This is a genomic window from Candidatus Cloacimonadota bacterium (genome assembly GCA_011372345.1).
In the GTDB taxonomy this organism is placed as follows: domain Bacteria; phylum Cloacimonadota; class Cloacimonadia; order Cloacimonadales; family TCS61; genus DRTC01.
In genome coordinates this window covers 1-2872 of sequence record DRTC01000030.1, presented here as the reverse complement: position 1 = coordinate 2872, position 2872 = coordinate 1, and the positions used below count along the sequence as shown (strand labels likewise).

The 2872-nt window shown below is 36.2% G+C and carries 3 protein-coding genes; all 3 read left to right on the top strand.

Features of this window, described 5'->3' with window-relative positions; all coding sequences use genetic code 11:
* Window positions 1–88: 88 nt before the first annotated feature.
* Window positions 89–706, top strand: coding sequence for a glycerol-3-phosphate 1-O-acyltransferase (plsY, locus tag ENL20_00565; GenBank protein ID HHE37053.1), 618 nt, complete (start codon window positions 89–91; stop codon window positions 704–706).
* A gap of 240 nt (window positions 707–946) precedes the next feature.
* The gene (gene purF / locus ENL20_00560) at window positions 947–2308 is read left to right on the top strand and encodes an amidophosphoribosyltransferase (GenBank protein ID HHE37052.1); all 1362 of its coding nucleotides are present in this window, start codon (window positions 947–949) and stop codon (window positions 2306–2308) included.
* Window positions 2305–2748 carry an energy transducer TonB gene (locus ENL20_00555; protein HHE37051.1) on the top strand — a complete coding sequence of 148 codons (444 nt, stop codon included), beginning with the start codon at window positions 2305–2307 and terminating at the stop codon, window positions 2746–2748. Before purF ends, ENL20_00555 begins: the two co-directional genes overlap by 4 nt.
* Window positions 2749–2872: the final 124 nt, after the last annotated feature.

The window sequence follows — 2872 nt, the reverse complement described above, 5'->3', positions numbered from 1 at the left end:
TTTGAAAAATTTTAAATTCTTCGAGAGAAAAACAAGGATCCCGAAAGCTTTCGGGAAGAATGACAAAGAAAATCGGGAATAAACATAAATGAATTTATTAATTTCAATAATTTCAGCTTATTTATTGGGAAGCATTCCAACCAGCTATTTAATGGGAAAAATGCTCAAAGGGATTGATATCCGTAAATTCGGAAGCGGGAATGTCGGAGCCACAAATGCTTTGCGAGTTCTGGGAACGAAAATCGGGATCATTACTTTGGTCATCGATATTTTGAAAGGATTTTTTGCGGTTTTGATCGGAAAAATTCTTATTCCCGAATTCTCGGATTTAATTCTGATAATTATTGGAATAGCTGCCATTATCGGACACATTTTCACGATCTTCCTGAAATTTAAAGGAGGAAAAGGAGTAGCAACATCTGCCGGAGTTTTCATTGCCTTGACTCCAATTCCATTAGTTATTGCCTTATTCGTTTTTATCATAACTGTCTGGATTTCTAAATATGTTTCTCTCGGCTCGATCCTGGCATCATTAACTTTATTTATGGTAGAATTGATAATAAATTTGAACAATTCCTTTATCGAAATTGAAAAACTGGTAATGGTTTTTGTTATTGCTTCGTTCATTATTATTAAACATAAATCTAACCTGCAAAGACTTTTATCAGGAACAGAAAATAAAATAAGTTTTAAAAAGAAAATGTAACACAATCGTTACCAATCCCCCGATTGGTAATGTAATTTTTCTTGAAATCCTGTTTCGATTTTTATTTTTTTTAGAATACACGGTTCATATCGATGATAGACAAAACCGGAGTTTTGTAAAAAAAGTGTATTCCCAATCAGGGGATTGGGAATAATTAACATTGAGTTTTATATTGTTAATTATATCTTGTTCTTTTTGTGTCTTTTGTGCCTTTTTGTGGCTATAAAAACTTGAGGAATTATGTGTGGAATAATCGGAATATTTGATCATGAAAACGCAGCCAACATGGCGACTTTAGGTCTGTTTGCGGAACAGCATCGCGGACAGGAAAGTTGCGGCATGGCTGTTAATGACGGCAAAACGATCAGGTTGCGAAAAAAAATGGGTTTGGTGAAAGATGTTTTCACTCCCGACAAATTGCAGAATCTGAAAGGAAATATCGCGATCGGTCATGTTCGATATCCTACTCGGGGAGCTTCATCTGTTTATAATTCCCAACCGCATATTGTGGAGACACTTTCAGGTCCCTCTTATGCATTAACGAGTAACGGTGATATCATTAACTACAAAGAAATCCGTCAGGAACTGGAAGCAAAAGGAGTTTATTTTGTCAGTACAAATGACGGTGAATTGATCCTTAAATATATTGTTTATTATGTTGAAAAGGAAGGTTTTTCCATTGTAGAAGCGATCAAGCTTATGATGAAAAATATCAGAGGGGCTTTTTCAACTGTATTGGCAACGAAAAAAGAACTTTATCTGTTCCGTGATCCTTATGCTTTTCGTCCGATGAGTTACGGCAAAACCAGAGAAGGTTCGATCGTTGTTGCGTCGGAAAGCAGTGCTCTCGATATTTTGTATATGGAATGGCAGAAGGAAGTCGAACCGGCTGAAATTATTATCGTAAATAAAAATGGGATCGAATCAATAAAAAATGATCGGAACAAGTTCCGAACTACGGTAACTGAAAAACATTGTATTTTTGAGCATATTTATTTTTCCAGACCGGATAGTTTTATTTTTGGAGAAAATGTTTATAAAGTTAGACAAAAGATTGGAAACATTCTGGCGGAAGATGATAAAATAAATCCTGACATTGTTGTTCCTGTACCGGATTCATCGAATTTCATTGCTCTCGGTTATGCGAGACAGAAGGATATTCCCTATGAAATGGGATTGATCAGGAATCATTATGTGGGACGAACTTTTATCAAACCGGAACAAACGATTCGGGATGAAAGTGTTTACCAGAAATTCAATCCTTTACCGAATTTTTTTAATGGGAAAAGCGTTGCTCTCGTCGATGATTCGATCGTGCGTGGAACAACTCTGAAAAAAATCGTGAAATTGATCAGGAATGCCGGAGTAAAAGAAATTCATCTGCGGATCGGTTCTCCTCCGGTTAAATTTTCCTGTTTTTATGGGATAGATACTCCCACCAGGCAGGAATTAATTGCTAATAACAAAACAATTGAAGATATTAGAAATTTCATCGGAGCAGATTCTTTGAAATACCTGACCATCGAACAATTGAGAAAAACAGTGCAGGAACCTGAAAACTTCTGTTATGCCTGTTTTGAAGGGAATTATCCGGTGAAATGAAAAATATAATATTCAGTCTTATGATCATCCTGATCATAATTTCGAGTTTCGGTTGCTCATCAACGAAAACCTATAAAAGAAAAGCTGAGCAATCCTCTCTAACACCATTGATTCCAACTGAAATTTATTCCGAAACAGAATTCGGAAAAACACCTAAAGATTTCAAATACACCGAACCACCGGTAATCGAAAGACAATTTCCGCCCGAATATCCGGAAGAAGCAAAAGCAAAAGGTTGGGAAGGAAAAGTCCTGCTTAATGTTGAAATCCTCGATAATGGTCAGATTGGAATGATCGAAATTATTGAATCTTCAGGTTATCCGATCCTCGATGAAAGTGCTGTTAAAGCTGCGAAGACCTGGAAACTCTCTCCGGCAAAAAATGGTAATGAAACAGTTGGTGTCTGGGTGGAATTTCCGATTGAGTTTAAGATTGACTAAGTAGTATCTGAACGAAAACTATCAAAATTGGAGAAAGCTTGAATTAAGTTTGCTTTAGCTGACTTGATTTAAGTTTTCTAACTTGCTTATGTCAGTAAACTTAACTCAAGACCTACGGCTTAAG